The sequence below is a fragment of the Pseudomonas sp. NPDC079086 genome (genome assembly GCF_044542155.1).
Lineage (GTDB): Bacteria > Pseudomonadota > Gammaproteobacteria > Pseudomonadales > Pseudomonadaceae > Aquipseudomonas.
The window spans coordinates 161214-187221 of the sequence record NZ_JBITTY010000003.1 but is presented as its reverse complement, the minus strand read 5'-3'; the positions used below and the strand labels follow the sequence as shown (position 1 = coordinate 187221).

At 59.9% G+C, this 26008-nt stretch carries 23 protein-coding genes; 13 read left to right on the top strand and 10 right to left on the bottom strand.

The genetic code is table 11. The features are described 5' to 3' along the window. Positions 1-48: 48 nt before the first annotated feature. Positions 49-1713, bottom strand: a complete 1665-nt coding sequence (locus tag ACIGEK_RS15595) for an electron transfer flavoprotein-ubiquinone oxidoreductase (protein WP_397494208.1) — start codon at positions 1711-1713, stop codon at positions 49-51. Positions 1714-2033: 320 nt separating this feature from the next. On the opposite strand from ACIGEK_RS15595, the gene ACIGEK_RS15590 reads away from it, so the two are divergent. Together ACIGEK_RS15590 and ACIGEK_RS15585 are read left to right on the top strand one after the other, a co-directional pair. Then, a complete protein-coding gene (locus ACIGEK_RS15590) occupies positions 2034-2783 on the top strand; it encodes an electron transfer flavoprotein subunit beta/FixA family protein (RefSeq protein WP_397494207.1) in 750 nt (249 codons plus the stop codon). Next, positions 2784-3713 carry an electron transfer flavoprotein subunit alpha/FixB family protein gene (locus ACIGEK_RS15585; protein ID WP_275961437.1) on the top strand — a complete coding sequence of 310 codons (930 nt, stop codon included), beginning with the start codon at positions 2784-2786 and terminating at the stop codon, positions 3711-3713. A 190-nt stretch (positions 3714-3903) separates the two neighbouring features. Here the strand turns inward: ACIGEK_RS15585 and ACIGEK_RS15580 are convergent, their stop codons facing one another. After that, positions 3904-4833 (bottom strand): alpha/beta fold hydrolase, encoded by a 930-nt coding sequence (locus tag ACIGEK_RS15580; protein ID WP_397494205.1) that lies wholly within the window; start codon positions 4831-4833, stop codon positions 3904-3906. 111 nt (positions 4834-4944) lie between these two features. Between ACIGEK_RS15580 and ACIGEK_RS15575 the strand changes: the two genes are divergently transcribed. The 8 genes from ACIGEK_RS15575 to ACIGEK_RS15540 all read left to right on the top strand — a co-directional run bounded on the left by ACIGEK_RS15575 (position 4945) and on the right by ACIGEK_RS15540 (position 12422). After that, entirely contained in the window at positions 4945-5772 is an 828-nt protein-coding gene (locus tag ACIGEK_RS15575; RefSeq protein WP_397494204.1) for a substrate-binding periplasmic protein, read from the top strand. A 9-nt stretch (positions 5773-5781) separates the two neighbouring features. After that, positions 5782-6138 (top strand): DUF4398 domain-containing protein, encoded by a 357-nt coding sequence (locus tag ACIGEK_RS15570; RefSeq protein ID WP_397494203.1) that lies wholly within the window; start codon positions 5782-5784, stop codon positions 6136-6138. After that, complete coding sequence (locus ACIGEK_RS15565; protein ID WP_397494202.1) at positions 6135-6947, top strand: OmpA family protein; 813 nt, start codon at positions 6135-6137, stop codon at positions 6945-6947. Before ACIGEK_RS15570 ends, ACIGEK_RS15565 begins: the two co-directional genes overlap by 4 nt. Before the next feature lie 211 nt (positions 6948-7158). Then, positions 7159-8598: a PLP-dependent aminotransferase family protein gene (locus ACIGEK_RS15560; RefSeq protein WP_304868774.1), complete on the top strand. Its 1440-nt coding sequence runs from the start codon at positions 7159-7161 to the stop codon at positions 8596-8598. A 78-nt stretch (positions 8599-8676) separates the two neighbouring features. Beyond that, positions 8677-10425: a von Willebrand factor type A domain-containing protein gene (locus tag ACIGEK_RS15555; RefSeq protein WP_397494200.1), complete on the top strand. Its 1749-nt coding sequence runs from the start codon at positions 8677-8679 to the stop codon at positions 10423-10425. After that, positions 10422-11003 carry an RNA polymerase sigma factor gene (locus tag ACIGEK_RS15550; protein WP_397494199.1) on the top strand — a complete coding sequence of 194 codons (582 nt, stop codon included), beginning with the start codon at positions 10422-10424 and terminating at the stop codon, positions 11001-11003. The genes ACIGEK_RS15555 and ACIGEK_RS15550 overlap by 4 nt, the downstream gene beginning before the upstream one ends. Next, positions 11000-11773, top strand: a complete 774-nt coding sequence (locus tag ACIGEK_RS15545) for a hypothetical protein (RefSeq protein WP_397494198.1) — start codon at positions 11000-11002, stop codon at positions 11771-11773. Before ACIGEK_RS15550 ends, ACIGEK_RS15545 begins: the two co-directional genes overlap by 4 nt. Before the next feature lie 391 nt (positions 11774-12164). Next, positions 12165-12422, top strand: a complete 258-nt coding sequence (locus ACIGEK_RS15540; RefSeq protein ID WP_397494197.1) for a hypothetical protein — start codon at positions 12165-12167, stop codon at positions 12420-12422. Positions 12423-12456: 34 nt separating this feature from the next. Here the strand turns inward: ACIGEK_RS15540 and ACIGEK_RS15535 are convergent, their stop codons facing one another. Next, positions 12457-14283: a long-chain-acyl-CoA synthetase gene (locus ACIGEK_RS15535; RefSeq protein ID WP_397494196.1), complete on the bottom strand. Its 1827-nt coding sequence runs from the start codon at positions 14281-14283 to the stop codon at positions 12457-12459. A gap of 193 nt (positions 14284-14476) precedes the next feature. Between ACIGEK_RS15535 and ACIGEK_RS15530 the strand changes: the two genes are divergently transcribed. Beyond that, the gene (locus ACIGEK_RS15530; RefSeq protein ID WP_397494195.1) at positions 14477-14860 is read left to right on the top strand and encodes a VOC family protein; all 384 of its coding nucleotides are present in this window, start codon (positions 14477-14479) and stop codon (positions 14858-14860) included. 50 nt (positions 14861-14910) lie between these two features. Here the strand turns inward: ACIGEK_RS15530 and ACIGEK_RS15525 are convergent, their stop codons facing one another. The 7 genes from ACIGEK_RS15525 to ACIGEK_RS15495 all read right to left on the bottom strand — a co-directional run bounded on the left by ACIGEK_RS15525 (position 14911) and on the right by ACIGEK_RS15495 (position 24244). Further along, entirely contained in the window at positions 14911-15729 is an 819-nt protein-coding gene (locus tag ACIGEK_RS15525) for an SDR family oxidoreductase (RefSeq protein WP_397494194.1), read from the bottom strand. A 78-nt stretch (positions 15730-15807) separates the two neighbouring features. Next, positions 15808-17796, bottom strand: coding sequence for an acetyl/propionyl/methylcrotonyl-CoA carboxylase subunit alpha (locus ACIGEK_RS15520; RefSeq protein ID WP_397494193.1), 1989 nt, complete (start codon positions 17794-17796; stop codon positions 15808-15810). Positions 17797-17851: 55 nt separating this feature from the next. Continuing rightward, positions 17852-18652, bottom strand: coding sequence for an enoyl-CoA hydratase/isomerase family protein (locus tag ACIGEK_RS15515; RefSeq protein WP_397494192.1), 801 nt, complete (start codon positions 18650-18652; stop codon positions 17852-17854). 120 nt (positions 18653-18772) lie between these two features. After that, positions 18773-19933 (bottom strand): citronellyl-CoA dehydrogenase, encoded by a 1161-nt coding sequence (gene atuD, locus ACIGEK_RS15510; protein WP_397494190.1) that lies wholly within the window; start codon positions 19931-19933, stop codon positions 18773-18775. Between the two features lie 18 nt (positions 19934-19951). Next, positions 19952-21568 carry a geranyl-CoA carboxylase subunit beta gene (gene atuC, locus ACIGEK_RS15505; RefSeq protein WP_397494189.1) on the bottom strand — a complete coding sequence of 539 codons (1617 nt, stop codon included), beginning with the start codon at positions 21566-21568 and terminating at the stop codon, positions 19952-19954. A 4-nt stretch (positions 21569-21572) separates the two neighbouring features. Then, a complete protein-coding gene (locus tag ACIGEK_RS15500) occupies positions 21573-22442 on the bottom strand; it encodes an SDR family oxidoreductase (protein ID WP_397494188.1) in 870 nt (289 codons plus the stop codon). A gap of 2 nt (positions 22443-22444) precedes the next feature. Further along, on the bottom strand, positions 22445-24244 hold the full coding sequence (locus ACIGEK_RS15495; protein WP_397494187.1) for an acyclic terpene utilization AtuA family protein: 1800 nt from the start codon (positions 24242-24244) through the stop codon (positions 22445-22447). Positions 24245-24487: 243 nt separating this feature from the next. On the opposite strand from ACIGEK_RS15495, the gene ACIGEK_RS15490 reads away from it, so the two are divergent. Together ACIGEK_RS15490 and ACIGEK_RS15485 are read left to right on the top strand one after the other, a co-directional pair. Next, complete coding sequence (locus ACIGEK_RS15490) at positions 24488-25111, top strand: TetR/AcrR family transcriptional regulator (RefSeq protein ID WP_304868746.1); 624 nt, start codon at positions 24488-24490, stop codon at positions 25109-25111. Between the two features lie 146 nt (positions 25112-25257). Next, on the top strand, positions 25258-26007 hold the full coding sequence (locus ACIGEK_RS15485; protein WP_397494629.1) for a substrate-binding periplasmic protein: 750 nt from the start codon (positions 25258-25260) through the stop codon (positions 26005-26007). The last annotated feature ends 1 nt before the right edge of the window (position 26008 follow it).

The window sequence follows — 26008 nt, the reverse complement described above, 5'->3', positions numbered from 1 at the left end:
GAATTCAGCGTAATAAAAAAAGGCTCCCGAAGGAGCCTTTTTTGCGTCTTACATGTTGGGGTAGTTAGGCCCGCCGGTGCCTTCAGGGGCCACCCAGTTGATGTTCTGGGCTGGGTCCTTGATGTCACAGGTTTTGCAGTGCACGCAGTTCTGCGCGTTGATCTGGAACTTCTGCTCGCCATCTTCCTTGGTGACGATTTCGTATACGCCGGCTGGGCAGTAACGCTGCGCCGGTTCGTCGTACATGGGTAGGTTCTTGCTCAGCGGAATGCTCGGATCGGTGAGCTTCAGGTGGCAGGGTTGTTCCTCTTCATGGTTGGTGTTGGAGAGGAATACCGAACTGAGCTTGTCGAAGCTGAGCTTGCCGTCAGGTTTCGGGTAACTGATCTTCTGCACATCTGCAGCCGGCTTCAGGCAGGCATAGTCAGGCTTGGTGTCGTGCAGGGTGAAGGGGATTTTGCCGCCAAAGATGTTCTGGTCAACCCAGTTGAAACCACCGCCGAGCAGTGGGCCGAACTTATGGATTGCCGGGCCGAAGTTGCGGCTGCGGAACAGTTCGTCATACAGCCAGCTGGCCTTGAAGCCGTCGACATAACCGGTCAGCTGATCGCCGCCTTCGCTGCCGGCAAATAGCGCATCCGCTACCGCGTCGGCTGCGAGCATGCCCGACTTCATAGCGGTGTGGCTGCCTTTGATTTTGGCGAAGTTCAGTGTGCCGAGGTCGCAACCGATCAGCGCGCCGCCGTTGAAGACCATCTTCGGCAGCGAGTTGAGGCCGCCCTTGGCGATCGCGCGAGCGCCATAAGCAACACGCTTGCCGCCTTCCAGGTACTGGGCAACCACAGGGTGGTGCTTGTAGCGCTGGAGCTCATCGAATGGTGACAGGTGCGGATTGCTGTACGACAGGTCAACGATCAGACCGACTACCACTTGGTTGTTTTCCAGGTGATAGAGGAAGGAGCCCCCGGTGTTTTCGGTGCCGACGATATCCAGTGGCCAGCCGGCGGTGTGTACCACCAGGCCTTGTTCGTGCTTGGCTGGATCGATGTCCCAGATTTCCTTGATACCGATGCCGTAATGCTGGGCATCGGCTTCGGAGTCGAGATCGAATTTCTTGATCAGCTGCTTGCCGATATGGCCACGGCAGCCTTCGGCGAACAGGGTGTACTTGGCACGCAGTTCCATGCCCGGGGTGTAGTAACCCTCTTTCGGATGACCTTCGCGGTCGACGCCCAGATCGCCAGTGAGAATACCGTAGACCGCGCCTTCTTCGTTGATCAGTGCTTCCTGAGCGGCGAAGCCTGGATAGATTTCTACGCCAAGGTTTTCGGCCTGCTGCGCCAGCCAGCGGCACAGGTTGCCCAGGGAAATGATGTAGTTGCCATGGTTGTGCATGGTCTTGGGTACGAAGAAGTCCGGAACCCTGGTGGCCTTCTCGGCATTGCTGAGCACGTAGATGTCATCGCGCTTAACCGGCGTGTTTAGCGGGGCGCCGAGCTCTTTCCAGTCAGGGAACAGTTCATTCAATGCACGCGGCTCGAACACCGCGCCGGAAAGAATGTGTGCGCCGACTTCGGAGCCTTTCTCGACCACGCAGACGCTGATTTCTTTGCCGGCTTCTGCGGCTTTCTGCTTCAGTCGGCAGGCGGCGGACAAACCAGCTGGGCCGGCGCCGACGATGACGACGTCGAATTCCATAAATTCGCGTTCCACAGGCAATCTCCTACTCAGGGCTCTCTAATTTTATTTGGCGATCGAGCTCGTTCCGTGAGCGATGCTGGCGCATTATATCCAGACCCTTCGAATGGGCCAATACAAACGTTTGTTTGAATTTTCTGTAGGGCTGTTAGAATCTTACTACATCGCTGACGATTGGCCGCTTCGTTGTATTGACCAGTCTAGGTCGTGCGGTCAAGATACGGGCGGTTTTGTGTCTGCCGTTATTGGTCGACTCCCGGTTCCGGCCGGTCTGTAGTTCCCGCCATGTTCGCTTCTGGCGACATTCTTATTCACCGGAGAGTAACGAGGAATCCATGAAGGTTCTTGTAGCTGTCAAACGAGTGGTCGACTACAACGTCAAAGTTCGCGTCAAAGCGGACAACAGCGGCGTTGATCTTGCCAACGTCAAGATGTCGATGAACCCTTTCTGCGAAATCGCCGTGGAAGAAGCTGTACGCCTGAAAGAAAAAGGCGTGGCGAGCGAGATCGTTGTCGTAACCATCGGCCCGGCCACTGCTCAAGAGCAGCTGCGTACTGCGCTGGCGCTGGGTGCTGACCGTGCCATTCTGGTTGAGTCTGCTGATGAGCTGAACTCGCTGGCTGTGGCCAAACTGCTCAAGGCAGTGGTCGACAAAGAACAGCCTCAGCTGGTGATCATGGGCAAGCAGGCCATCGACAGCGACAACAACCAGACCGGGCAAATGCTGGGCGCGTTGACTGGCTTCGGCCAGGGCACATTCGCTTCCAAGGTTGAAGTGGCTGGCGACAAGGTCAACGTAACCCGCGAAATCGACGGCGGTCTGCAGACCGTTGCGTTGAGCCTGCCGGCTATCGTGACCACCGACCTGCGTCTGAATGAGCCGCGTTATGCGTCACTGCCGAACATCATGAAAGCCAAGAAGAAGCCGCTGGAAACCGTTACCCCGGGCGACCTGGGTGTTTCCACCGCTTCCACCGTGAAAACCCTGAGAGTCGAAGCGCCTGCTACCCGCAGCGCCGGCATCAAGGTCAAGTCCGTGGCTGAACTGGTCGAGAAACTGAAGAACGAGGCGAAGGTAATCTAAATGACTATCCTGGTTATCGCTGAACACACCAATGCCGCCCTGGCTCCGGCCACGCTGAACACCGTGGCTGCTGCCGCGAAGATCGGTGGCGACATCCACGTTCTGGTTGCCGGTTCCGCTTGCGGCGCTGCTGCCGAAGCTGCTGGCAAAATTGCTGGCGTGGCCAAGGTGCTGGTTGCTGACAACGCGGCTTTCGCTCACCAGCTGCCGGAAAACGTCGCGCCGCTGGTAGCTGAGCTGGGCAAGGGCTACAGCCACATTCTGGCTGCTGCTACCAGCAACGGTAAAAACATCCTGCCACGCGTTGCTGCTGCGCTGGACGTTGATCAGATCTCGGAAATCATCGCTGTTGAAAGCGCTGACACTTTCAAGCGTCCGATCTATGCCGGTAACGCCATCGCCACCGTGCAATCCTCCGCTGCCGTTAAAGTCATCACCGTGCGTAGCACCGGTTTTGATCCGGTTGCTGCGGAAGGCGGCTCTGCTGCCGTTGAAGCAGTTGGCGGCGCAGCTGACGCTGGCAAATCGGCTTTCGTCGGTGAAGAACTGGCCAAGTCCGATCGTCCTGAACTGACCGCTGCCAAGATCGTCGTTTCCGGCGGCCGCGGTATGCAGAACGGTGACAACTTCAAGCACCTGTACGCGCTGGCTGACAAGCTGGGCGCCGCTGTTGGTGCCTCGCGCGCTGCAGTCGACGCCGGTTTTGTGCCGAACGATATGCAGGTTGGTCAGACCGGCAAGATCGTTGCGCCACAGCTGTACATCGCCGTTGGTATTTCCGGCGCAATCCAGCACCTGGCCGGCATGAAAGACTCCAAGGTGATCGTTGCGATCAACAAGGACGAAGAAGCGCCGATCTTCCAGGTAGCCGATTACGGTCTGGTAGCAGACCTGTTTGAAGCTGTACCTGAGTTGGAGAAACTGGTTTAAGCCGGTTTCCCTCGCTCATAAAAAACCCGCTCAGTGAGCGGGTTTTTTTATGTTCAGCACATCCAGGTGCTTCACTCCTTCGGGTTTTGCGTGTAAACAGGCTGCCGGCGTTTTTGTAGCCTGCAACCCAGCGGCTCCCCTCCGGATCGTCGGATGCGACGTTAAAAATAGCCTCCTGCCATTTTGTGCGCTAATCCGGTAATGCTTGGAGAAAGGTCCGGTAGTGCTGCGCGGTCAGCTCTGCGCGCTCAATCATCGGCGCATGACCGGTGTCTGGCATGATGACTACGCTGGGTTTGCGCAGCAGCGGTTGCATGACTTCCACGCTGGATACGTGCAAGGCTCGATCTTCTGCGCCCCAGATAATCAGCGTTGGCGCCTGGATCTTTGGCAGCTCAGGTTCCAGTGGGATATAGCGCTCTATCAGGTGAGCAAACACCTGGTCGTAGTGCGCGCTGTTGGCGATGGCCTGCTCGGCGAAATAGCCCTTAAGCGATTCCGGCAGGTAAGGCGGCTGCACGAAGATAAAGTCGAGCAGGCGTTGAAAATCCTCGGTGCTTTTCACCACCAACGGATTAGGCTCGCCGCGCTGTAGCCGCTGCATCAGTTCGCTGGGTTGCGTCGAACTGATGCCAGCGTTGTCGAGTAACGCCAGAGATAGGGTTCTGTGTGGATAGCGCGCGGCATATAGCGCGCTGATATGCCCGCCCATGGAATTACCGATCAAGTGCAGTTGCTCAATGCCCAATGCATCAATCACGCTGGCCAGGCGTTCGGTCTGGGTGCCGACATCGTAACTGCCGGCTGGTTTGTCGCTTGCACCGAAACCTGGAAGGTCGAGGGCAATAACTCGGTAATCCTGACTGAGGTGGCGGGCGAAGCGCAGCCAGTTGTCCTTGTTGGCGGCAAAGCCATGCACCATGAGGATGGTTTGTGCGCTGCTTGGGCCGCCCTCATAGTAATGAATGCTAAGATCGCCCACGCTGATCTGTTTGAGGCTCAGCCCGGCACGCTGTCGCTCCACCAACTGTATGCTCGTCAATAAGGCGGCGGGCGACAGATAGAGCAGGGCGGCGGTGCCGGCGAGCAGTAGCACCAAGGCGGCGATCAGTTTTTTCATGTTTAGTCTTTATCGCGAATTCGTATGGATGCGTATTAAGCTAGCATGATCTAGAAGTCTCCCGGTGTGTGGCCGCAGATGCCCATCCAAGGTTAAGTCGAGAAGTTGCCAATGCTTGAGCGTGGTTTTTATAGGTCGTTTCTCCTGCTGTTCGCTGTGCTGCTGATGCCGGCGTTTGCCGTTGCCGCAGGCAAGTGCGAGCGTCTGGTGGCGACTGGTAATCCGGAGTACCCACCCTACCTCTGGCGCGATCCGCAGAATCCTCAGCAACTGATTGGTGCCAATGCCGATCTGTTGCAGCACCTGGCCAAGGAATTGGGAGTGGCCGTGGACATTATCTATACCGGCCCCTGGTCACGTGCACAGGATGAAGTCAGAACCGGTCGTGTCGATCTGATTGCCGGTGCTTTCCTGACCTTGCCGCGCCTGGGCGTCATGGACTATGTGCACCCGGCGTTCTATTACACCCCCAGCGTGGTGTGGGTGCATCGCGGTGCGGAGTTCCCCTATGCCGGCTGGGATGACCTGCGCAATCGCACCGGCGATACCTTGGTCAACAACAGTTTTGGCCAGACTTTTGATGCTTATGCCAAGGGCAACCTGACCCTGGAAGGTGTCGCCAGCCTGACTCAGGCATTCCAGAAACTCCTGCTGGGGCGCACCGACTACGTGCTGTACGAGCGTTATCCGGGACAAGCGCTGGCCGATAGCCTGGGCATGCAGGACGATCTGCTGGTGCTTGATCCACCGATCTCCAGCGAAGGCCTCTACCTCACGTTGTCGCATAACTCGGCCTGTAACGATGCGTGGCTGCGCGGCATGCTGGCGAAGAAAATGAATGAGGCAATCGCCAGCGGGTTGCCGGACGTTATGCTGCAGCGCAATTTACAGCGCTGGAAAGATCAACAGCTCACATCCACCGGTGATGCTGAACAGTAGGGAAAATCTGTGATTTATCGACGTATCTGTGTGGCCTTGCTGCCACTCATGCTCAGCGCCTGCGCATCTGATCCCGCACCCAATGAGCAACTGCGCTTGACCGAGCAGGCGCTCAGCCAGGCCAAGGCGCTGGGTATTTCCGCCGAGCAGTCGGCTTCGTTACGCCTGGCTGAGGAAAAACTCGCCCTGGCGCAAGCGGCTATGCAGGACGAGGATTACAAGCAGGCGCGGGTGCATGCCGAGCAGGCCGAGTTGGATGCGCGGCTGGCCGAAGCTGAACACCTGACCGAAAAAAGCCAGCAGCAACTGGCCGAGCTGAGCAACGCCATCAATCGCTTGCGCAAACAGCTGGGGGGCTTGCAATGAAGCATGCCCAACAAAGCCTGTTGGCGATTTTCGCGGCTGCATTGTTGACTGGTTGCGCGTCCTCGCACAGCTCCAGCGAGCAGGCACTGCAGGGCGCACACGCGGCCTTTCAACAGGTCAAGGAAGACTCTGACGTGCTACGCAGCGCACCCAAGGACCTGATTCGCGCCGGCGAGTCGCTGGCCAAGGCAGATCGCCTGTCGAGCTACTGGGGTAGCGCCGATGATGTCAGCCACTATGCCTATCTCAGCCAGCAGTACAGTGCGATTGCAGGGCAGAAGAGCGCACTCAATTTGAACCAGGAACGTGCGGTCAAGCTGGAACTGGAGCGCCAGCGGCTGCAGTTGGCCTTGCGTGAGGCCAAGCTGCTCAGTGTACAGGATCAGAGCAACTGGCTCGAAGAGCAGATGGTTAGCCTGGCCACCATCCAAAGCGAACGCGGCCTGGTGATGACCCTTGGTGATGTGCTGTTCGATGCTGGCCACAGTGACCTGAAAGCTTCGGCCAACCGCACGGTACTGAAGCTGGTGCAGTTCCTGCAGCTCAACCCCCGGCGCGTCGTGCGGATCGAGGGTTATACCGATAGCCGTGGTGATGCCCAGGAAAATCTCGAACTGTCCCGCGCTCGTGCCCAGGCAGTGGCCGATGTACTGGTCGATCTGGGCATCGATAGCAAACGCATCGAAGTGCAGGGCCATGGCGAGAGCTTCCCGGTAACTGAAAATGCCTCGGCCAAAGGCCGGGCGCAAAATCGTCGCGTAGAGATCGTGTTCTCTGATGAGCAAGGCAATCTCGGCTCGTCGCGCTAAGCCTTTTTGTCGTTAAGAAGCCTCGGTTAGCCGGGGCTTTTTATTGCCAGCCATTCAGGCTGGTGTAGCCCACACAATCCGCACAGTTATCGATTGAGCCGTTACAGTCCTGGCGGCCTTGCGCTGTATCGTCCACAATTCAGTGGGCTGTACCGGTGCAATTGTTAAAGCCCGGTTTACTGTTACGGTTCAGTCAAGCAGGAACGCGGTCATGACCAATCTGTTGCTTTATCAGCGTATTGCCCAGCAACTGGCGGAAGATATCCGTCGTGGCGTTTACCAGCCCGGTGAGCGGGTGCCTTCGGTGCGCAAGATGAGTGCACAGCTCAGCGTCAGCCATGCCACCGTGCTGCAGGCTTACGCTAATCTGGAAGACCAAGGCTTGATTCGCGCGCGCCCGCAGTCCGGCTTCTACGTGCACCAGACCCCGGCCCTGACTGCGCCAACCCCGGATATCGCCCGCGTAGAGCGACCTGGTTTGGTGACGCGCAGTAGCATCATCAATCAGGTGCTCACCGAGTCGCGCCGCGAGGGGGTGTTCCCCCTTGGTGCTGCAGTGCCGCATGTGGATTACTTGCCCGTGCGTGCGTTGCACCAGCAGTTGGCCAAGGTCACTCGTTTTCACAGTGCGCGGGCTTTCAGCTATATGTTCAGCCCAGGCTTCGAGCCGCTGCGCCGCCAGGTGGCTATTCGTATGCGCGACGCCGGTGTGGTGGTCGACCCGACTGAGGTGGTGATCACCCACGGCTGCGTGGATGCGCTGCAGATGAGTCTGCGCGTGCTGACCAAACCGGGTGATCTGATTGCCGCCGAGTCGCCGACCTATTACGGTCTTTTGCAACTGGCTGATCTGCTCGGCCTGAAAGTTATCGAAATTCCCAGCGATCCGACCACCGGTATCAGTCTGGAGGCTTTGCAACTGGCAGCCAACCAATGGCCAATTAAGGCGCTGGTACTGACCGCGAGACTGAGCAACCCGCTGGGCGGCACCATCCCCGAAGAGCGTCAGCGCCAACTGCTGCGTCTGGCCAGTGATTACGATATTCAGATCATCGAAGACGATATCTACGGCGAACTGATGTTCGAACAGGGTCCGACCAAGGCGCTCAAGTCCCATGATCGCGAAGGGCGGGTGGTGTATTGCTCGAGCTTTTCCAAGACCCTTTCACCCGGTGTGCGTATCGGCTGGATTGTCGCCGGCAAGTATCAGGATGAAATCCAGCGCCTGCAGACCTTCAGCACCCACTCGGCGTGCAGCGTGACGCAGATGGCGGTAGCGGCCTATCTGGAGAATGGCGGCTACGACCGCCACCTGCGCTTTATCCGCCAGGAGTACCGCAAAAACCTCAGCGCCTTCCAACTGGCGGTGCAGCAGTACTTCCCCGAAGGCACGCAGATGAGCCGGCCCAAGGGCGGTTTTATTCTGTGGGTCAGCCTGCCAGCGCGGGTCAACACCAAGGACCTGCACGTACGCGCGCTGCAGCAGGGCATCAGCATTGCGCCGGGGTTGATCTTCAGTAATACCGAGCAGTTCAACCACTGTATCCGGCTGAACTGTGGCATCCCGTGGAACCGCGAAGCTGAGCGCGCCTTGATGACTTTGGGCATGCTGGCCGGGCAGTTGTGTCAGGAAGGCGCTGCGAGTTTTTAACAGCGGCTTAACCCGATGTAGCCAAGGGCTGCGTCTACCTAAGCGAATGGTTTATTCGATCGCTCAGGAGATGCGCCCATGTCTGCTTACCCCGTATTGCTTACTCGTCCTCTGCTTGCCGGTTTTGCTGCTGGCGTACTGATCAGCCTCGGCGCGTGCAGCGCCGCCAACCCCGAAGCACCGGCCACTGAGGCTGGCAGCCCGCAGCTCAGCGATCAGTCAGATGACCGGGAGCGCGCCGAGTTGCATGAGCAACTGGCCGCAGCCCCGGCGGAACTGCAACGCAAAAGCCAGGTGGCGGGCAGAGCCATGATGCCCAGCGTGGCGTATACGCCGATGCCGATGTCTGTACAGGCTGATGCCTTGCCGCCGGGCTATCGTGACGAGAATCGCGAGCAGTATCAGAAACTGGCCGACAACCCGGTGCATGCCGTGGCCGAAACACCGGTGTCGACCTTTAGCATCGATGTGGATACTGGCAGCTACGCCAATGTGCGGCGTTTCCTCAATGGCGGGCAGTTGCCGCCGCAGGATGCGGTGCGCCTGGAGGAACTGGTCAACTACTTCCCCTATGCCTATCCGCTGCCCAAGAGCGATGTGCCGTTTGGCGTACACACCGAGCTCGCGGCCACGCCCTGGAACCCGCAGAGCCGTTTGCTGCGTATCGCTATCAAGGCCTCGGATCTGCGGGTAGAGGAATTGCCGCCGGCCAATCTGGTATTTCTGGTGGATGTCTCCGGCTCGATGGATCGCCGCGATGGCCTGCCCATGGTGCAAAGCACGTTGAAGCTGCTGGTCGAGCAGCTGCGCGTCCAGGACAAGGTATCGCTGGTGGTGTATGCCGGCTCATCCAGCGTGGTGCTGGAGCCAACATCCGGCAGCGAGAAATCCAAGATTCGCGCCGCTATCGATCAACTTACAGCGGGCGGTTCAACGGCTGGTGAGTCGGGTATTCAGCTGGCGTACCAGCAGGCACAGCAGGGCTTTATCGATGGCGGGATCAACCGCATCCTGCTAGCCACCGATGGTGACTTCAACGTCGGTATCAGCGATTTCGAAACCCTCAAACAACTGGCCGCCGACAAGCGCAAAAGCGGCGTATCGCTGACAACCCTGTGCTTTGGCACCGACAACTACAACGAGCGGTTGATGGAGCAGCTGGCCGACGCCGGCGACGGTAACTACGCCTATATCGATAACCTGCGCGAAGCGCGCAAGGTGCTGGTTGATCAGCTCAGCTCGACCCTGGCGACGGTTGCCAGCGATGTGAAGATCCAGGTCGAGTTCAACCCGGCTGAGGTCAGCGAGTATCGCCTGCTGGGTTACGAGAACCGTGCGCTAAAGCGTGAGGACTTCAGCAACGACAAGGTCGATGCCGGTGAAATTGGCGCAGGCCATACCGTGACCGCGCTCTATGAAGTGGTGCCGGTGGGCGGCCAGGGCTGGTTGGAGCCGCTGCGCTATCAGGCCGCTGCAAAAAACGACGGCAAAGCGGGCGAACTGGCCTGGCTGCGCATTCGTTACAAGGCGCCAGGGCAGGACGTCAGCAAACTGCTTGAGCAGCCGATTCAGGCCGGTGATGTGCCTGCCATCAGCCAGGCCAGTGAGGATCTGCGCTTTGCTGCCGCGGTGGCCGCCTTCGCTCAGCAGCTCAAGGGCGATGCCTACACCGGACGCTTCAGCCTGGTCGACAGCGCCGAGCTGGCGCGCAATGCCAAAGGTGACGACCGCTTCGGTTTGCGCGGCGAGTTCGTACAGCTGGTGGAACTGGCGCAGAGTCTGCAAACTGCGACGAACCGTTCAACTACCGCACGAGTACAGCAGTGAATCGACCCCTCACGGATGACGACGCCGCCTTGTTGCGGCGCTACCGCCACGGTGACGCGGCGGCTTTCGCCGAGTTGTACCAGCGCCACCGGCTTGGCTTGTTCCGTTTTCTGCTTGGCCTATGTGGCGACCACGCCCTGGCCGAGGAGGTGTTTCAGGACACCTGGATGAGCCTGATCCGCAGTCAGAGCGAGCAGCGCGAAGCGGTGCAGTTCAAGACCTGGCTATACCAGATCGGCCGCAACCGGCTCATCGATCATTGGCGCAAGCACGGTCGGCACCAGGCGGGGCATGATGAATATGATGAACAACAACATGCCCCGCACGATACGCAACCGAACCCCGAACAACAGCTCAGCCTAAGCCGTGATCAGCAGCGTTTGCAGGCTGCTCTAGCGGATTTACCAGAGGAGCAGCGTGAAGTGTTTCTGCTGCGCGCTCACGGTGATCTGGAACTGACCGAGATCGCCGAGCTGACCCAGATCCCTGCCGAGACGGTTAAGAGTCGCTTGCGTTATGCCATGCAGAAGTTACGTCGGCTGCTGGCTGACCCGGCCGCCGAGGAGTTGTCCGTATGAACCATGACCAACACATGCCCGATGAGCAGGAGCGGCAGATGCTTGAGCATTTCCGCCAGCACAGCGGCGGCGAGCCCAGTGCGCAACTTGATGCGCAAATTCTCGCGGCGGCCAGCGCAGCAGTGCGCAGCGCGGCCACAACCGAAGCCAAACCTGGCCTGAGTGCGCGCCTGCACAGCTGGCTATTTGGCGCTGGTGGCCGGCAACGCTGGTCGGTGGCGTTGGCAGGGGTCGCTTGCCTGGGCATTGGCGTGAGCCTGACCTGGCGCACCTTCGAGCAGGCTCCGGATGCCTTTGATGCCGTGCCCAGCGGTGCACCCATGGCGCCTGCAGCAAGGATGGCACCCCAGTCCGCGCCGATGTCCGCACCACTTGCGGAATCCGCTGCGGTTGTTGATGAGGCAGAACGCTCGCGTTCGGTGCAGCCAGCGCCGCTGACTCAGGGCTACAGCGCCGATGCCGCCAAGGCTGAGAAGAAGCTTTCTGCCGGTCCATCCAATCAGCTTTTACGTGAAGAGTCCTCGGCTGATGCGTTGCATGAGCAACTGCCGCAAGCAGCTCGTGCACCTGCTGTATCAGCCCCCGAGAAAGCGGCAGAAGATGCAGCTAGCCAGGCTGAGCAGCAATTGCACAGCGAGTTGCAACGGTTGCTCAAATTGCGCCGTGATGGCTGGACGGATGAAGCCGATGCTTTGCTGCTGCAACTGATGCGCGAGCATCCGGAGCTGGATATCGACGCACAGCTGCAGCAACTGCAGTCGCCTGAATAAGGCTGTATAGGTCAGTCGTTGGCGGCCATCGATACCGGTGGCCGTCGGCTGAACCTCGGCGCGTTGTTACCTGGTGTACCGATTGTGCGCTTGCCAGCGTGCAGGGCAGGGGCCAGCATAGCGGCTTATGTCACTGCCTTTGTACTTGCCCATGTTGTCTATTCGAAGACTCGCGCTGCTGTTGGCTCTATTGTCAGTGGCGGCCTGCGAGCAAAGCCCCAACCCTCCTGTGAAAGCCAAAGCTGAAACCGTCAAAGCGCAACCGGCGCCAGCCGCGGTTCCCAGCAAGGCAGCTAAGGCCGAGCTAGCGCCCGTTGTTAAAACGCCTTCGCAGCCCAGCACTTCTGAGCCCAAACCTGCGGCAATAACTCAAGGTAAGTCGAAACCTGCTGTGGCTGCCCGCGAGCCAGAGCCTGCCGAGCCGAAAGCGCCGCTGGATCTGAGTCTGCATACCAATGTGTTCGATCCGCTGCAGCCGGTTGCACCGCTTAGCGACCTGTCGATCCCGATATTGCCGCCGATGTTTGGCGACAAGGATAAGGCAGAGGGGCCCTTTCAACTTAATGGCAAGCTGATCACCAACGAGCGCGATGATGACTACTGGCAATCGGTCGAGGGTGCGCAGCTGCAGTTCGAGTTCAAGCAGTAGCAGGCCGCGTTGATAACCTGTCTACTGCCGGTAATCAAAAGCGGTAGGCCTGCTCGCCGATGGCGGCGAACAGGCTGTGATCCAGCGGGGTAAAGCGCGTTTCCCCAGGCAGGCGCACCCACAGTGGCTCCTGCACCGTAGCGGGGTTGTAGGCGGCCTGCTTGAGGTCGGTCTTCTTATACTTGAAGGTGCCGGTGGTTTCGACTTCGCCGAGCAGGCGGATAAACAGCGGCGCGGCGTACACCGGCAATTCGGCATCCAGGTGCGCGGCAATGGCAGCGCTGTCCAGCTGCTGGCCTTCACTCAGGCGCAGCGCAGCCATGCCGCAGCGGCCGTTGGTGCCGGGGATTTCCACGCCATAGACCACCGCATCCTCGACACCGGGGAAGGCCCCCAGGACGTTCTCCACCTCGGTGGTCGATACGTTTTCGCCTTTCCAGCGGAAGGTATCGCCCAGACGATCGACAAATTGCGCGTGCTTGCAGCCGATATCGCGCATCAGATCGCCGGTGTTAAACCAGGCATCGCCTTTCTTGAACACATTGCGCAGGATCGCCGCTTCGCTCTTGGCCGGGTCGGTATAGCCGTCAAACGGCCACTTGGCGCTGATTTCGCTGATCAGAAGGCCTGGCTCACCCTTGTCGGCCTTCTGCAGAAAGCCTTTGGCGGTACGGATCGCACAGTCATTCTCCAGGTCGTAGCGCACGATGGCATAGGTGGCGGGGGAGAAGCCCACGGTGTTGTCGAAGTTGAACACGTTGGTAAAGCCGATATTGCCTTCACTGGAGGCATAGAACTCGGTGATCTGCTCGACCCCAAAGCGTGCCTTGAACTCGGTCCAAATCGAGGGGCGCAGGCCGTTACCGATCATGCAGCGCAGGCTGTTGTTCTTTTCTGCCGGAGCCTCTGGCTGGTTAAGCAGATAGCGGCACAGCTCGCCGATATAGCCGAAACAGGTGGCCTGATAGCGCTGCACATCCGGCCAGAAGGCGCTGGCGGAGAACTTGCGGCGCAGGGCGATGGCCGCGCCACCGGCCAGGGCGGCGCTCCAGCACACGGTTACGGCATTGTTGTGATAACAGGGCAGGGTCAGGTAGAGCACATCTTGATTGCTCAGGGTCAGCCCGGAGTGGCCGAAGCCGCCGTAGGCCTTGATCCACTTGCCGTGGCTCATGATCGAGGCCTTAGGCAGGCCGGTGGTGCCGGAGGTGTAGATCAGGAAGCAGGGATCCTTCATTTGCACCTTGGCACTGTCCGGCGGATTATCACTGGCCTGGCTGCGCGCCAATTGCATCAGGTTGGTCCAGCCGTCCGGCGCTTGTCCGACATGGTTCAAGCAGTCCTGATCGGCTACCCAGTAACGCGGCGTTTGCGGGTTATCGAGTTGCTCTACGACCTCAGCGAAGGCCGTCAGCAACTCATCACCGATCAGCATAAAACCAGGTTTGACCAGATTTAGGCTGTGGGCCAGCACCTTGCCGCGCTGCGTGGTGTTGACCAGCGCAGCGACCGCGCCGAGTTTGCTGAGCGCAGCGAGGCTCGCCAGCAACTCCAGGCGATTCTCCAGCATTACTGCCACCACGCTGCCATGGCGCACACCTTCAGCCTTGAAGGCCCAGGCCAGGCGATTGGCCCAGGCATTGAACTGCGCATAACTGAGGCTGCGCGATTCATCCAGCAGCGCTGGGCGATCGGGATGCTGCTGCGCCGTACGCTCCAGCGCCCAGGCCAGTGATAGGTTCTTCTCGCGATTGCGGATGCCGGCGTAATACAGGCCGCGCAACATGCGTGGTACGCGCGGAAGATGCTGCGGCAGGCGGGCAAGGAAACGCAGCGGGGAAATCAGATCGGTCTGGCTCATGGCTCTCGCGCTTATGGTCGTTATGCGGGGGCGAAGCCCAACTCTAGTCGCCGGTCTATATCCCTGCCATGGCTCTGGCGCAAGCTTGACAGGGCAGATCGGCAAATAGCGCGCCTGCGTATTGTCAGCTGGCCTGGGGCTGTGGCATTAGTTCGATACGCTGGCGCGATGGCGCGCTGAACCAGGAGGGACGATGAACCTTAATCAAGTCACCGTTGCGGTCACCGATGTACCGCGTGCAATTCGCTTCTATCAAGGCCTAGGGCTGCAACTGATTGTCGAGAGCCTGCCGGACTATGCACGCTTCTGCTGCCCGGCTGGTCAGGCTACGTTCTCCCTTAGCAAGGTGAAGCACGTTCCAGCCAGCCAGACCCTGATCTATTTCGAATGCACCGAGCTGGATCAGACCGTCGCCCGTCTGCGGGCCCAGGGGGTTGCGTTCAGCATGCTGCCGACTGACCAGCCCTGGCTCTGGCGCGAGGCCTATCTGCACGACCCGGACGGCAATCCGTTGTGCCTGTACCACGCGGGCGAAAATCGCTTGAATCCACCCTGGCGGCTCATGCAAGACGCCTAATCTGCTTAAGCCACCCTGCGAAGCGGGAGTGGGTGGCTTCGGCCTTCTTCTCAGTCGACAAACAGGTCAGTCATCAGCTTGCCGGCCGGGTCGTAACGGTATTGCTCGAAGTCGCTTTGGCCTTGCTCACGGAGGATTTCCTCGTCGATCAATAAGCGCCCGCTGATGCTGCGCTCCGTGCTTGCGAGGATTGTGTAAGCCGCGTCCGCCATGATCGCTGGCAGGCGCGCAGCTTTCATCACCGCCGGGCCGCCGGCTTCGAACTCGATAGCAGCTGTAGCGATTACTGTTTTCGGCCACAGCGAGTTAACGCTGATACCGTACTTCTTGAATTCCTCATGCATGCCCAAGGTCAGCATGCTCATGCCGTACTTGGTGGTGGTGTAGGGGCCGTAGTTGGCGAACCACTTAGGGTCGAGGTTGATCGGTGGCGACAGGCTGAGAATGTGGCCTTTGCTCTGCTTCAAATAGGGTAGCGCGGCCTGGCTGCAGGCCATTACCGCGCGGGTATTGATCTGGAACATCAGGTCAAAGCGCTTGGGTGGCAGGTGTTCCACCCCCATCAGCTTGATCGCGCCGGCGTTGTTGATCAGCGCATCGATACTGCCGAAGTGCTCAAAGGCCTTTGCCATGGCCGCCTTCACGGCGTCTTCGTCACGCACATCCAGCTGTAAGGCCAAGGCTTTACCGCCAGCGGCTTCGACCTCGGCCGCCACCGAGTGGATAGTGCCCGGCAGCTTGGCATGGGCTTGTGCGCTTTTTGCCGCGATCACGATATTGGCGCCGTCACGTGCCGCGCGCAGGGCGATCTCGCGGCCGATGCCGCGGCTGGCGCCGGTGATAAACAGGGTTTTACCTTGCAGTGACATAGGCGTGCTCCGTGATTTTTTTGTTATTCGTTTGGTCGCCTTTATCGTTCCCACGCGGAGCGTGGGAACGATAAAGGGTTATGCGCCTGAGGTTTCGATTTCCACTAATAGCTGACGATTTTTCACCTGATCGCCGCGGCTCACGCCAATCCGGCGTACCACGCCGTCGATGCTGGCCTTGAGCGGGTGCTCCATCTTCATCGCTTCCAGTACTACCAGCAGTTGGCCCTTAGTGACGCTGCTGCCTTCCTCGACCAGAACCTCGACTATGGCGCCGTCCATCGGCGCCTTGACGCTACCCGAGCCAGCACCGGCAGCGCTGCTGACCGGCAGGTGGGTAATGTCGGTCAGTTGCAGGTTGCCGTTATGGCCATACAGCCAGAGGTTGTCGCCATCCAGGTGATAAGCCAGGCGCTGGCGAATGCCGTCTAGCTCCAAGGTGGCCCAGCGGCCGTCGCTGGCCAGCAGTGTGAGGTTGACCTGCTGCTCGCCAAACGTGGCTAGCAGGCTGGGTTGTGGGCCGTCGGAAATCACTTCCAATGCCACGTTGAAGCTCTGCTCGCCGTGCTTAAGCACAAAGCGCCACGGCGCGCTGCCGGCATTGCGCCAGCCAGCCAGGCCGCCCTGGTGCGCACGGGCATTGGCCGATTGCTGGAACAGCAGGGCAGCAGCGGCCGCCAGTTCGCTGGCTGTGGGCGGCTGTGGGCTCAGGCTCGGGTCGCTGGCGAAATGCTCGGCGATAAACGCGGTAGTAGCGTTGCCAGCAGCAAACTCGGGGTGGCTGAGCAGGTTGGCGAGAAATCGCTGGTTGCCATTCACGCCCAGCAGCACACAATCTTCAACCGCGCGCACCAGCTTGCGCCGCGCTTCTGCGCGGGTCGCGCCATAGGCGATGACCTTGGCCAGCATCGGGTCATAGAACGGGCTGATGGTTTGGCCTTCAAGCAGGCCATGGTCGATACGGATGCCGTCACGCAGCGCCGGTTCCCAGCGCAGTGCCGTGCCGGTTTGTGGCAGGAAGTTCTGCGTGGCGTCTTCGGCGTACAAGCGTACTTCCATGGCGTGACCGCTTAGGCGGATTTCATCCTGTTGGAGCGGCAGCGGCTGGCCTTCGGCAACGCGAATCTGCCAGGCGACCAGGTCTTGTCCGGTGATCAGTTCGGTGACCGGATGCTCGACCTGCAGGCGGGTGTTCATTTCCAGAAAGAAGAATTCGCCGCTCTGATCCAGCAGAAACTCCACGGTGCCGGCACCGACGTAGTTGACCGAAGCCGCCGCTTTGACCGCCGCTTCGCCCATGGCTTGGCGCAGTTCTGGCGTCATTACTGGGCAGGGCGCTTCCTCGACCACTTTCTGATGGCGACGTTGTACCGAGCAGTCGCGCTCGCCGAGGTAAACGATGCTGCCCTGGCTATCGCCAAATACCTGGATTTCCACATGGCGCGGCTGGATCACTGCGCGTTCGAGAATCAGCTCGCCAGAGCCGAAGGCGTTCTGCGCCTCCGAGCGGGCGGTGCGGATTTGCTCGGCCAGTTCACTGGCTTGGTGGACCAGGCGCATGCCTCGGCCACCGCCGCCGGCACTGGCTTTGATCATCAGCGGGTAGCCAATACGGCCGGCTTCGCGGATCAGGGTTTGCTCATCCTGGGCTGCCCCTTCATAGCCGGGAATGCACGGTACGCCGGCTTCGAGCATGGCGATTTTCGACAGGCGCTTGCTGCCCATCAGGTGGATGGCTTCCACGGTGGGGCCGATAAACACGATGCCGGCGGCTTCGCAGGCACGGGCGAAATCGGCGTTCTCGGAGAGAAAACCGTAGCCGGGGTGTATCGCATCGGCCCCGGTTTGCTGAGCCGCTTTGATGATGTTGTCGATCACCAGGTACGACTGATTAACCTGCGCTGGGCCGATGCACACGGCCTCATCGGCTTGCTGCACATGACGTGCGTCGGCATCGGCCTCGGAATACACGGCCACGGTGCGGTAGCCGAGGTCCTGGGCGGTGCGCATCACCCGGCAGGCAATTTCCCCACGGTTGGCGATCAGAATCTTGTTAAAGGCGGGCATCTGTGTGCTCCTGCTGGGGCGTAAATCTGGCGATCAGGTCGTTTATCGAGGGCGCTTATTCAGCAGCCCACTTCGGCGCGCGTTTTTGCATAAAGGCCATGGTTCCTTCGACACCTTCGGTGCCGGTTACCGCCGCGGCGAACTGCTCGGCAGCACGGTCCAGCAACGGTCCGAGGGCTTCTCTTTCCGCGGCAAGCAACAGGGCTTTGGTCTGTGCGTTGGCTTGCGGCGCACAGCTACGGACCTGGCTCAGCACCTGTTGCAGGCGTGCTTCGATGGCTTCACTGCTGGCTTCACTAAAGTGCACCAGGCCCAGGCGCTCAGCCTCACTGCCATTGAAACGCGCGGCGGTCAGGGCCAGGCGACGCGTCTGGGTCAGGCCGATGCGCTTAACCACGAAGGGCGCGATCTGCGCTGGCAGAATACCCAGGGTGGTTTCCGGCAAGCCGAACTTGGCATCCTGATGGCTGATGGCAATGTCCGAAACGCAGGCCAAACCAAAGCCACCGCCCAGCACCGCGCCTTCGAGTACGGCAATCAGCACCTGTGGCGTGTTCTGCGCTTCTTCCAGCAGGCTACCGAAGGCGCGGTTAAGGTTGCGGTAGGCATCGCCACCGGCAGATCTGGCGCCGGCCATGTCCTTGATATCGCCCCCCGCGCAGAAGTGTCCGCCGGCGCCACGTAGCACGATGGCGCGCACGCTCAAGTCGTGTTGCAGGCTTTCCAGCACCGCGCGTAATTCGCTGACCATGGTCAGGCTCATGGCATTGCGGCTGTCCGGACGGTTAAGGGTGAGGTGCAGTACACCGCCCTCAAGGCTTAGCAGCAGGGTTTCGCAGTTTGGTAGGTCGGCCATGGCAGGTTCCTTGATGTATTGGCAAAGAGGGCGGCCGTAGGGTGGGTCACGCTTCATCGACCCACCGAGCGGTGCCACGGTGGACGTAAAAAGCGACGTCCACCCGACGTGTGTCTGCTCTTAGCCCTTCTTTTTACCCGGCAGAATGCCCATCAGCTTGCAGATAATGCCCAGCATGATTTCGTCGGCACCGCCGCCAATCGATACCAGGCGTACGTCGCGGTAAGCGCGGGCCACCGGGTTTTCCCACATGTAGCCCATACCGCCCCAGTACTGCAGGCAGCTATCGGTCACTTCACGGCCCAGGCGGCCTGCTTTGAGCTTGGCCATGGAAGCCAGGTTGGTAACGTCGCGGCCGCGCACATACTGCTCGGTGGCTTGATAAACCAGGGCGCGCAGGCACTCGACTTCGGTCTGCAACTCGGCCATGCGGAAGTGGATGACCTGGTTGTCGATCAGCGCATTGCCGAAGGTTTTGCGCTCTTTGCAGTAGTCGATGGTGGCGTTAATGCAGTGCTCCAGGCCCTTGATCATGTTGGCCGCGCCAAACAGGCGCTCTTCCTGGAATTGCAGCATTTGCATCATGAAGCCAGCGCCTTCATGGCCGATGCGGTTGCGCTGCGGCACGCGTACGTTGTCGAAGAACACCTGAGCGGTCTCCGAGCTGCGCATGCCGAGTTTGTCCAGGTGTGTGCTGAGGGTGATACCTGGGGTGTTCATCGGCACCATGATCAGCGACTTGTTGACGTGCGGCTTGTCATCCGAGGTATTGGCCAGCAGGCAGATAAAGTCTGCGGATGGCGAGTTGGTGATCCACATCTTGCTGCCGTTGATCACGTAGTCGTCACCGTCTTTCTTGGCGGTGGTTTTCAGCCCGGCTACATCGGAGCCGGCACCGACTTCGGAGACGCCGATACAGCCGACCATCTCGCCGCTGATTGCTGGCTTGAGGAACTCTTCGCGCAGCTCATCAGAGCCGAAGCGCGCCAGGGCCGGGGTGCACATATCGGTTTGCACGCCGATGGACATCGGGATGCCGCCGCAGATGATGGTGCCGAACTCTTCGGCCGCGACGATCGAGTAGCTGTAATCCAGGCCCATACCGCCGAATTTCTCCGGTTTGGAGATACCCAGCAAACCGAGGTCGCCGGCTTTCTTGAAAATCTCGTGAATCGGGAAGCGACCGTCTTTTTCCCACTGTTCGACGTGCGGGTTGATTTCCTTATCGACAAAATTACGAACCGTGCGGCGTAGCTCTTCGTGTTCTTGGGTAAAGATCATTTCTTATTCTCCGAATGATTACAGGCGGGCTACGCCGAACGAGTTGGATTTAAGCGGGCGCACAGCGGCTTCTGCACAGATATCCAGCAGGTAGCCGAGCAGTTTGCGGGTATCGCGTGGGTCGATCAGGCCGTCGTCCCACAGGCTGGCAGTGCCGTACAGTGCGGTGGACTGGCTGTCGAGTTTTTGCGCGGTGACGGTTTCCAGCATATCGAGCATCTTCGGGTCGGCTTCTTTGCCTTCTTTGGCGTGTTTATCTTCGGTGACGATACGCAGCACCTTGCCGGCCTGGGCGCCGCCCATGACCGCGGTTTTGCTATTGGGCCAGGCGAAGATAAAGCGTGGGTCCAGACCACGGCCGCACATGGCGTAGTTGCCGGCGCCGTAGGAACCACCGACCACGATGGTGAGTTTTGGCACGCTGCAATTGGCCACCGCCTGGATCATTTTCGAGCCGTGTTTGATCACGCCCTGTTGTTCCGACTCGGTGCCGACCATAAAGCCGGTGGTGTTGTGGAAGAACAGAATCGGCGTGTTGCTCTGCTCGCACAGTTGGATAAATTGCGCGGCCTTGGCTGCGCCTTGCGGGGTGATCGGGCCGTTGTTGCCGATAAAGCCGCAGGGCTGGCCTTCGATCTGCAAATGGCCGCAGACGGTCTGGTTATCGAACTCGTTTTTGAAGTCGAGAAAGTTTGAGCCGTCGGCGATGCGGGCGATGATTTCGCGTACGTCGTAGGGCTTCTTGGCATCGGCCGGCACCAGACCGAGTAGTTCTTCAACCGGGTACAGCGGCTCGCGGTAGCTCTTGGCTGGGCGCGCTGGTAGTTGCGCGTTCCACGGCAGCATGGCGAGAATTTCACGGGCGGTGCGCACAGCGTCGGCATCGTTCTCAGCCAGGTACTCGGCGGTACCGGCGACCTGGGCGTGCATTTCGGCGCCACCGAGTTGCTCGTCAGTGGCGATTTCACCGGTAGCAGCTTTCAGCAGCGGCGGGCCGGCGAGGAACATCTTGGCCTTGCCGCGCACCACTACCACGTAATCCGACAGCCCCGGCTGGTAAGCCCCGCCAGCCGTAGACGAACCGTGTACCACGGTGATTTGCGGCAGGCCCATGGCCGACATACGTGCCTGATTGGCAAAGCCGCGAGCGCCTTCCACGAAAATATCGGCGGCGTAGTTGAGGTTGGCGCCGCCGCTTTCGGCCAGGGTCACCACCGGTAGTTTGTTCTCGACGGCGATCTGCTGCAGGCGCAGGGTCTTTTTCAGCCCGGTTGGGGAGATGGTGCCGCCCTTGATCGCGCTGTTGCTGGCGGTGACCAGGCAACGCACGCCGGCGATATAGCCGATGCCGGAAATGATCCCGCCGCCGGCCTGGGTGCCGTCTTTGTCATCGTGCAGTTTGTAGCCGGCCAGTGACGACAGTTCGAGAAAAGGAGCGCCGGGATCGAGCAGCAAATTGAGGCGCTCGCGAGGCAGCAGTTGACCACGCTTGTCGAATTTTTCTTTGGCAGCGGCGGCCTTGTTCAGGCAGTTCTGTTCGATGTCGCGAAAGCTGGCCACAGCGGCAAGCATGGCCTCGCGGTTTCTGGCGAAATCCTCGCCATGCACGTCGATCTCGGATTGGATAACCGGCATGGCGTTACTCCTCGCCCTTGAGCACGTCAGGCACGTAGGCCCGATGAAAGCCGTTATAGGTTTCGCTGTTTTTCGCCTTGCCCAGCGTCCAGGCACGCGTTCCCTGGCTGGCTGCGCCGTCGATGCGGATGGTGTTGCCGCTGATGAAATTGGCACCCGGCGTGAGCAGGAAAACGATGGCGGCGGCCACCTCGGATTCGCTACCGATGCGTTGCAGCGGTACATGGTCCTTGAGGTTGCGGATCATGGTTTTCATCGATTCGGGGTAGGTGTCCATGCCGCTGGAAGCGATCCATCCCGGCGCCACGGCGTTGACCCGTACGCCGGCATGGCCCCATTCGTAGGCGGCGGTCTTGGTGAAGTTCTCCATGCCGGCGCGCGCAGCACCTGAGTGGCCCATCCCAGGCATGCCGCCCCACATATCGGCGAGCATGTTGACGATGCTGCCACCGTGTTTGCTCATGCTCTGCATGAACACTTCCTTGGCGATCAGAAAGCCGCCGACCAGGTTGGTGCGCACCACGGTCTCGAAGCCTTTCTGGTTGATGCCGATCAGTGGCGCGGGGAACTGGCCACCGGCGTTGTTGACCAGGTGATGGATCTGCCCACGCTCGGCGACCACGGTTTTGACCATGGCCTTGACTGCGTCCTCATCACGGATATCGCAGACCTGAAAGCTGGCGCTGCCGCCGTCTTCGATAATTTCGCCGCAGGTGGTTTCAAGTTTCTCCAACTTGCGTCCAACCAGCACCACGTGTGCACCCAGGTTCGCCAGTTCATGGGCGGTGCAACGGCCGATGCCGCTGCCGCCGCCTGTGACCATGATTGTCTGGCCGCTAAAGAGGCCGGGTTTAAACACCGAGTCGTAGCTCATTGTTATTGTCCTTGTTCGAGGCTAGCGGCCAGCGCCTTGGGCACCGGTATCGGGAATTCCAGCAGCTGTTGGGCAAAGGCCTTGCCTTGCGGGTCGATGCGCAAGGAGGCGACGCCGCCGCCACCTAGGGCGTTTTCCAGCAGGAAGTTCAGGCTATGGCTGCCGGGCAGATACCAGCGGCTGACCTTGCCAGTTTGCGGCTCGAGTGCGTGCTGCACCCATTCGGCCACGGCGTCTTCTGTTAGCGCAGCAGCGATCCAGGCCAAGTACTCGGGCTTTCTGGCCATTACCCCAATATTGCTGTGGTTACCCTTGTCGCCGGAGCGCGCCACGGCCAGCTTGATCAGCGGCACGCGAACCTCGGCCTGAGTGTTTGGCTGTGGGGCGGCGATGTCGGCGGCGATCTGCGCGCTATCCAGCGCCGCGATTTGCGGCAGGTCGACAGAGGTGCGTTCGCCGTCGATTTCGACCTGCAGCTGGCAGGCGGATTTGTCGGCCAGGAAGCTGAACAGACGGATGACCGGGTAAACTGTAGGGCGGCCACCGACGATGCCGGTCAGGCCCGGAGCCATGCCGGTGGCGGCCTGGGCGATCTCGCGAGAGAACAGGATCAGCGCTTCTTTCTTGGCGTGGCGCACGGCGATCTTGATCACGATTTCGCGGGTGTCGGTACGCTGGCCGCGTGGGCCGTAGGTCGCCTCGGAGCCCAGTAGTTCGATGCTGACTTCCTTGTACGGTCCCCAACCGCGCTCGGCGAACAGCTCCTCGGTTTTGTTGATGATGGCCTGGCTGACGCGCTGGGCTTTCTTCACTGCGTCGATGCCGGCCATCAGGCAACTGGCGGTGCAACGAAAGCCATCCGGATAGGTGGCGCTGACCTTGTATTGGTCGGTGGGCGGCAGGCCGCGTGCGCCTTTCAGTTCAACCTGGTTTTCGCCAACCTGGCTGAGTTGCACCTGGGTGAAATCGCAGAGCACATCGGGTAGGTAGTAGGCCCGTGGATCGCCGATTTCATAAAGCATTTGCTCGCCCACGGTAAACGGCGTGACCAAGCCGCCGGAACCTTCCGGCTTGGTCACGACAAAGCTGCCGTCGGCCGCCACTTCCACCACCGGGAAGCCGATATGTTCGTAATCCGGCACGCTTTCCCAGTCGGTGAAGTTACCGCCGGTGCACTGCGCGCCGCATTCGATGATATGCCCGGCCAGCGCGGCCTGAGCCAGCTGGTCGTAGTCGCTCCAGCGCCAGGCGAATTCATGCACCAGGGCGGCGCTGACCACAGCGCTGTCGACTACGCGGCCGGTGATGACGATATCCGCACCCAGCTTCAACGCCTCGACGATGCCCGGCGCGCCGAGGTAGGCGTTGACCGATACACAGAAGGGCGGCAGCGCAGCGCCGGTAAACATTTCCACCGTGCCGGCCTTGGCCAGTTCGCCGAGTTTGGGTTGCAGGTTGTCGCCATGCAGCACGGCAATCTTCAATTGCACGCCAGCCTGTTCGCAGGCAGCTCCCAGTGCAGCGGCGCAGGCACTGGGATTGACCCCGCCGGCGTTGCTGATCACGCGGATGTTTTTCTGCGCGATCTCGGACAGCAGCGGCGCGAGGGTTTCGACAAAATCGGTGGCGTAGCCGGCGTCGGGCTTCTTCATGCGCGCGCCAGCCATGATCGACATGGTGACTTCGGCCAGGTAGTCGAATACCAGGTAATCCAGCTCGGAGCCTTTTACCAGCTGGGCGGCGGCGGTGCTGGTGTCGCCCCAAAAGGCTGACGCGCAGCCGATGCGTACGGTTTTAGTCATTGGAATAGGTCCGCAACACATGAATAAGGTGGCCTGAAGGCTACCAAGCAAGCGCTTGGTTGAAAAGCCCTTGATTCGATCTTTCTCACCCAAAGTATGGCCAAGCGCTTGCTTGGGTGGCCGGCGCAGCATAAATTTCACCAATAACGACAAGCACTTGGGTAAACCTGCTGAGAATAAGCGTGCGATTGCAGGCTTGGGTGGGTTGGCCCGAGGCATAAAAAGAGTTGGAGAGTAATTAGCGTGGATGATCAACAAGCTCAGGCGGTGATGCGTGATCTGGTGGCCAGTGGGCAGATCACCGATCCGGACAGTGCGCGTGGCAAGCTGCTGCAGACTGCGGCGCACCTGTTTCGCAGCAAGGGCTACGAGCGCACCACGGTGCGCGATCTGGCCAGCGCTGTGGGCATTCAGTCCGGCAGCATCTTTCATCACTTCAAAAGTAAGGATGAGATCCTGCGTTCGGTGATGGAGGAGACCATTCGCTACAACACTGCACTGATGCAGGCCTCGCTGGCCGAGGCGCGCGACCAGCGTGAGCGGGTGCTGGCGCTGATTCGCTGTGAGCTGCAGTCGATCATGGGCGGCACCGGTGAGGCGATGGCGGTACTGGTGTATGAATGGCGCTCGCTATCGGAGCAGGGTCAGGCCTTTATTCTGGAATTGCGCGACAACTACGAGCAGCTCTGGCTGGATGTATTGGGCGAAGCCAAGGCCGCCGGCTACTTCAAGGCCGATCCCTTTATTCTGCGTCGCCTGCTGACTGGCGCGCTGAGCTGGACGACTACCTGGTTTCGCCCGGAAGGGCCAATGACCCTCGATCAGTTGGCCGAAGAGGCGCTGTCACTGGTGATCAAGGACGCTTGAGGAAATTCAGCTACGCTAAAGTGGCACATTGATAGTATTTTGGCGCCAACGGATTGCGAGCGTTGCAGGTTACGGAAGAAGTCGCTGCGTTTTGTTCTGAGGTTTGCCGTTTGGCCACGCTGTTACGAGGTTTACTGCTCGGCTTGATGCTTTCTGCGGTGTGTGTTGCGCAGGCTGCGGAAGAGGTGCGAGTGGGGGCCTATCATTTCCCGCCCTATGTGATTAAACCCGAAAGTGAGCACCCTAGTGGCCTGCTACCGGAGTTGTTGCAGGCGCTCAATCAATTGCAAAGCGACTACCGCTTTACCTTGGTTGCAACCTCGACCATGCGCCGCTATCGCGATCTGCAAAGCGGCCGCTTCGATCTGATCCTGTTTGAATCCCCGGCCTGGGGCTGGCAAGAAACCGCGCATACCGCGCTGGATATGCATATTGAAGATGCCGAAGTCTATGTCGCTCGCCTGCAACCTGGGCGTGACCAGCGCTATTTTGATGACCTCAAGGGCAAGCGCATGGCCCTGTACAGCGGCTATCACTATGGTTTTTCCGGCTTCAATTCGGACAAGCAGTTTCTCACCGATACATTCAACGCGGTGCTGACCTACTCCCACGACAGCAACCTGATCATGCTGCTGCGCGGCCGGGCCGACGTTGCAGTGGTCACTCGCTCATACCTGCGCGCCTACCAGCAGCGCTACCCGGAGCAGAGTAGCGCCTTGCTAGTGTCCCAGCGGGTTGATCAGGTTTATCAGCACCAAGCGCTGTTCCGCCCGGAGTCGGTAATGCAGCCGCACGCCTTTGCTAAGCTGCTTAAACAACTCAATAGCGATAAACAGCTGGACAAGCTGCTTGGGCGGTATCACCTGAGTGACGCATCGGTGCTGATAAATGACTGAA